Here is a 5,273-nt window from a genome sequence, read left to right as displayed (position 1 = left end):
GGTCCGCTTTCGGCGGCGTCAAGGGACGTACACAGCTCCCCGGCATGGTCGAGGATGCGATGAGAGGCGATATCGATCTGGCCCCATTCGTAACCCACACGATGGGTTTGGAGGAGATCAACGAAGCCTTCGAACTGATGCACGAAGGCAAGTCGATCCGCACGGTCATTCACTACTGACCCGCCGATCCGAAGCGGCGCGAGGCGCTCGGATCGACAACTCGGCCGTCATCATGGCCCGACCCCGGCCATGATGAAGCGCGCTCTGGCAAATGGGCAACCCGTCGCAATGCGGTAACAAGCGCCGAAGTACGGTCGTTACATGCCGATAGCGGCACGGACCAGGGCCGCCTGGCCCAGGCGCTTACCAGCGGAGTGTGTGTGGCCTCGTCGCGCGACCCAACGGGGAAAATGGTTTTGTCGTAACCTTTGTCCAATGCTGGAAAAATATTCCAAAGGTGCCGAATATCGGGTCAGCCTGACCTTTGGATGTATTGAGTCGGAAAAGCATTCATCTGTTACCCGACTGTGATGAACCTTGGACCGCACGGGCGGTTAGGGCAGGAAGACTGAATTGAAGAGCAAGGATATTCACGCGACGACGCCGGCCACCGATCATGGGCATACAGGGCCGCCCGCTTGCGTGCAGGTTCGCGGCGCGCGCCAGAATAACCTCAAAAATATTGACGTCGATGTACCGCGCGACGCCTTCGTGGTGTTCACCGGCATATCGGGCTCGGGCAAGTCATCGCTCGCGTTCGGCACCCTTTATGCCGAAGCGCAGCGGCGTTATCTGGAATCGGTTGCGCCCTATGCCCGTCGCCTGATCGACCAGGCCGGCGTGCCGGAGGTCGACGCGATCGACGGTTTGCCGCCTGCGGTCGCGTTGCAGCAGCAGCGCGGCTCGGCCAACGCGCGATCCTCGGTCGGCAGCGTGACGACGCTCTCCAGCCTGGTGCGGATGCTCTATTCGCGCGTCGGCGAATATCCGCGCCATCAACCCATGCTCTATGCGGGGCTACGACACGAAAGTGTGACCAGCGTACGCCAAGCGTGAACGATAGGCGAACACGAAGCCGCGTCATGCAGCGAGCAACGATGTGGGTGTGCGTAGCGGCCTGAGCTGGCCGACCGGAGGGCGGTCGTCGGTGTTCCAGCGGTAGTCGCCGGTGAGCGAGATATGCTCCCACCCGAGCGGTGCGATGTGGCGGGCAGTTTCAGGAGGCACGGCCATGCCGGCGATGGCCTGTTCGAGGTAGCGGGTGTTCCACAGGATGATGGCGGCTACGAGCAGGTTGAGGCCGGAGGCGCGGTAGGTCTGGTTTTCGAACCGGCGGTCCCGCAGTTCGCCGAGCTGATTGAAGAACAGCGCTCGGGCGAGCGCGTTGCGCGCCTCTCCCTTGTTGAGTCCGGCCTGGGCACGCCGGCGCAGGTCGATGTCGCGCAACCAGTCGAGCATGAAAATCGAGCGTTCGATCCGCCCGACCTCACGCAATGCCAGCGCAAGGCCGTTCTGACGTGGATAGGCGGACAACCGGCGCAGCATGGCGGAGGCGGTGACGGTGCCGCTGCGGATCGAGGTGACGAGGCGGAGCAGTTCGTCCCAATGGTCAGCGACGTGGCCGACCGCGACCGGATCGCCGGTCAGTCCGACGAGCAGCGCCCCGGCATCCTGCTGCGGCAGCAGATGCAGGCGTCGTTCCTTCAGATCCCGCAAACGCGGCGCGAAGCGGTAGCCGAAGAACGGCATGAGGCCAAATACATGGTCGGAGGCCCCGCCGGTATCGGTGTAATGCTCTTCGATCGACAGACCGGTGGCATGGTAGAGCAGCCCGTCGAGGACATAGGGCGCCTTGCCCGCTGTCGCCGCGATCACCCTGCTCGCAAACGGGTCATATTGATCCGAGATGTGGGTGTAGAAGCTGACGCCGGGTTCGTTGCCGTTACGCGCGTTGATGTCACCGATCGCAGCCCCGCGCCCACCGGCGTGAAAGAGCTGGCCATGCGCTGCGCCATAGGCGCTCTCGCTGACGTGCCAGTCATGCAGATGTGCGAGCTGGCGCAGGGTGGCCGCTTGGCAGGTATCCGCCATGCGCGTCAGGCCGAGATTGATGCCGTCCGCCAGGATCACGGTGAGAAGCGCGTTACGATCATCGGCCGGTCGACCGGAGCGGCGATGAGTGAAGCATTCGGAAAAGCCGGTCCAGCCATCGACCTCCAGCAACAGATCGGTGATCTTCACGCGCGGCAGGCGGTCGTAGACCATGCGCCGCACGTCCTCTGTACTGGGCGGGGTTACGGCCTTGAGCGGCGAGATGACGAGCCCGCCGGCGTCGAGCCGTACCTGGGGCAGTTCCCCCTGCCGGGCGAGCGCCGTGACTTGTTCGATCGCGGTATCGAGGCGGGCACGGCGACCGGCAATGAAGGTATCGAAGTCGGTGTCGATCGCCAACGGTAACGGCCCGCGCTCGCGTAGCGCCGCAAAGGTGGCGGGCGGCAGGAGGTAGCTGTCGAAAGCACGATACTGGCGACTTTCCTCTACCCATATGTCGCCGGCACGCAGCCGATCGCGCAACTGGGTGAGAGCGCACAGTTCATAGGCTGCGCGGACGACCTGCCCGTCGCGCAGCACAAAAGGCCGCCACGATGGCGGCACGAAGCGAAGCGGTGGATTGTCGGGCAAGCGTCGCCTGCCGGTCCGATAAACCTCACCGACAATCCGGACCGCATCGAGCAGCCCCTGCACAGGACCGGCACCTTGGAAGGTGAAGGCGTTGAGGAGCGGCCCGATCACCGGGCGCAGCGAACGATGCCGGTCGATCAGCTCGGCAGTACGATCGGTCGTCTCCGGCGCGACCAGTATCTCCGCTTCCCCGACCGCCGTTCCCAGTTTCTCCCAGTCGATCGCCATCGCGGCAAGCGAGTCCAAGCCTTGCGCCCGTGCATCGATCAGCAGGCGGCAGGAGCCGGTGAGCAGGCGCAACTGTGCCTGGAGCGCGCGGATCGTACCCAGCGCCTTGTCGCGCGTCCGGTTCTCGGCGCGCCGCATCATGCTGCCGAGCAGCTTGTCCGTCATCGCCAGCACCGCATCGGCGAGGCTCTCACGAAGCCGCAGCGCGGCTGCCGCCAGAACGGCATGGCGGCGCCGGTCGGGCAGTTCCGCCAGATGCTGCGATGTGATCCGCACCGCCTCGTCGGCGATGCGGTCGAAGGCCGCGGTCGGGATCGTAGCGGCCCGCGCCGGGGCCAGTCCGATCGCCCGGACATGATCCAGTCGTTCGAGCAGGCGCATGACGTTGCGCGGTGCCGGCGACAGCGGCGGGTTGCGCAGCCACGACAGCCACGTCGCACCCCGGTCGCCACGACGGGCGAGCAGCGCATCGAGGCGGGTACGTCCGCCATCACCCAGCCCCTGGGTCAGCACATCGTGGACGAGTTCGTCGGCCTGGCGGCGCGCTCGTCGTACGATCGCCTCGATGACGGTGACGGGCGGCAGCAACAGGCGACGACGTCGCATTTCGTCGATGACGATCTCGGCCAGCTGCAATGGCTGGATGATGGTCTGCGCCACGGGCATGGCGAAGGTGGCCAGTGCGTGGAAGTCGGTCCGGCCGAACGCTCGATAGCCCATGCGTCGTGCCAGATCGGTGAGATGCGCACGGCGGGTCGGCTCACGACGGCCATAGTCATGCCAAGCCGCTTCAGGCACATCGAGCTGACGGGCGACGAACGACAGGATCGATAAGGGCGGTGTCTCGTCCGCGCCGAGTACCCGCCCGGGCCAGCGCATATAAAGGAGCGTCATGGCGTAGCCGAGCTGCGATGCGGGACCACGCCGGATCGAGACCCAATCCAGATCCTCGCGTGTCAGGGTGAAGTGTCGCGCGATCTCGCGTTCGTCGGTCGGGGGATCGAGCTGACGCGCCAGCACCTCGCGGGTGAGCAGGCGTCGCCTCGCCATGACCCTGAACCTCCTTGAGGCTGTCCGTCAGACGGTCCTCTGGCGGCCAGCATGAATATGTCCGTCAACTCTGGACCCGCGATGGCGATTCGGACAAGAATGCAAATCGATGGGACAACGGACAGATCGGAACCGACCGTGGCGCTGATCGGCTATGCGCGGGTATCGACCGGCGACCAGAAGCTGGCGCTACAGAACGACGCGCTCAACGCGGCCGGATGCGAGCGCATCTTCGACGACCATGCGTCCGGCGCTAAAACTGATAGGCCGGGGCTTGCCGAGGCCCTGGCCTATCTACGTGGCGGTGACACGCTAGTTGTATGGAAGCTGGACCGCCTCGGTCGCTCAATGAGCCACCTGATCGAAAAGGTCGGCGAACTGGCCGCGCGTGGCGTTGGTTTCCGATCGCTCACCGAGCAGATCGACACCACCACGTCGGGCGGGATGCTCGTGTTCAACATCTTCGGCTCGCTCGCCCAGTTCGAGCGCGACCTGATCCGCGAGCGCACCAACGCCGGCTTGAAGGCTGCGCGGGAACGGGGGAGCCTTGGCGGTCGGCGTCCGGTCATCACGCCTGACAAATTGCGCAAGGCGCGCGATCATATCGCGGCAGGCCTGACGGTCCGGGAGGCGGCCACGCGGCTCAAAGTCGGTAAAACAGCGCTCTACAAGGCGCTCGAAGGCGCCGCTGCCAAACCGTAGCAAAGCATGAGGAAAGAGTGATGCACGAACGCGACCCCAACATCGTCACTTCGAGCCTATCCGGCGTCGTTACAGAGCAGGGCATCACCGTGAGTGTAAATATCATAAGGCTCGAGAATGAGCCGGGTTGGTCGCTCGAAGTGGAAAATGAGAATGGAACGTCCACGGTGTGGGATGACCTCTTCGCGACCGACGATGCGGCTCATGCCGCCTTCCGCCAGACCGTTAAAGAAGAAGGCATGCGCGTCTTCCTCGATCAGGCTGTCGTCATTCCCTTCAGACGTTAGGACCGTCCGCGTTCGCCGTTCGTTCGATCCTAGCGTACGTAAACTTCACTTTCGTGCAGTGACCCCGGTGACGGGAGGGCTGATGCGGATGGACATTCGCGGGCGCGACGGGACGACGCTGGCGCACGCTTGGGGCGAAGGCGCACGCACGCATCTCGGCTACGCGGTCTCGGGCTTCCCGAACATGCTGTTCCTCTACGGCCCGCAGAGCCCGTCCGGCTTCTCCAATGGTCCGACCGCCGCGGAAGTGCAGGGTGACTGGGTCGTCGGGTTCCTCGAGCATCTGCGCACGGGCGGGTGGTCCCGCTTCGAGGCCGAGCCGGA

4 protein-coding genes and 2 pseudogenes are annotated in these 5,273 nt (G+C 64.7%); 5 read left to right on the top strand and 1 reads right to left on the bottom strand.

All coding sequences use genetic code 11. The features are described from left to right. Positions 1 to 179, top strand: a pseudogene (locus AX702_RS21470) (S-(hydroxymethyl)glutathione dehydrogenase); the annotation flags it as partial. Between the two features lie 463 nt (positions 180 to 642). Next, positions 643 to 1,056 (top strand): hypothetical protein, encoded by a 414-nt coding sequence (locus AX702_RS02105; protein ID WP_007406868.1) that lies wholly within the window; start codon positions 643 to 645, stop codon positions 1,054 to 1,056. Positions 1,057 to 1,080: 24 nt separating this feature from the next. On the opposite strand, the gene AX702_RS02100 is transcribed toward AX702_RS02105, so the two are convergent. Then, on the bottom strand, positions 1,081 to 3,960 hold the full coding sequence (locus tag AX702_RS02100) for a Tn3 family transposase (RefSeq protein WP_007406882.1): 2,880 nt from the start codon (positions 3,958 to 3,960) through the stop codon (positions 1,081 to 1,083). A gap of 138 nt (positions 3,961 to 4,098) precedes the next feature. On the opposite strand from AX702_RS02100, the gene AX702_RS02095 reads away from it, so the two are divergent. The 3 genes and pseudogenes from AX702_RS02095 to AX702_RS02085 form a co-directional block, all read left to right on the top strand. Beyond that, complete coding sequence (locus tag AX702_RS02095) at positions 4,099 to 4,662, top strand: recombinase family protein (protein ID WP_056496550.1); 564 nt, start codon at positions 4,099 to 4,101, stop codon at positions 4,660 to 4,662. Positions 4,663 to 4,682: 20 nt separating this feature from the next. Then, on the top strand, positions 4,683 to 4,949 hold the full coding sequence (locus AX702_RS02090; protein ID WP_037529330.1) for a hypothetical protein: 267 nt from the start codon (positions 4,683 to 4,685) through the stop codon (positions 4,947 to 4,949). Positions 4,950 to 5,031: 82 nt separating this feature from the next. Further along, positions 5,032 to 5,273, top strand: a pseudogene (locus AX702_RS02085) (cyclopentanone 1,2-monooxygenase); the annotation flags it as partial.

It is taken from the genome of Sphingomonas sp. CCH5-D11, from assembly GCF_001557395.1.
Lineage (GTDB): Bacteria > Pseudomonadota > Alphaproteobacteria > Sphingomonadales > Sphingomonadaceae > Sphingomonas.
This window is presented reverse-complemented; position numbering and strand designations above follow the sequence as displayed.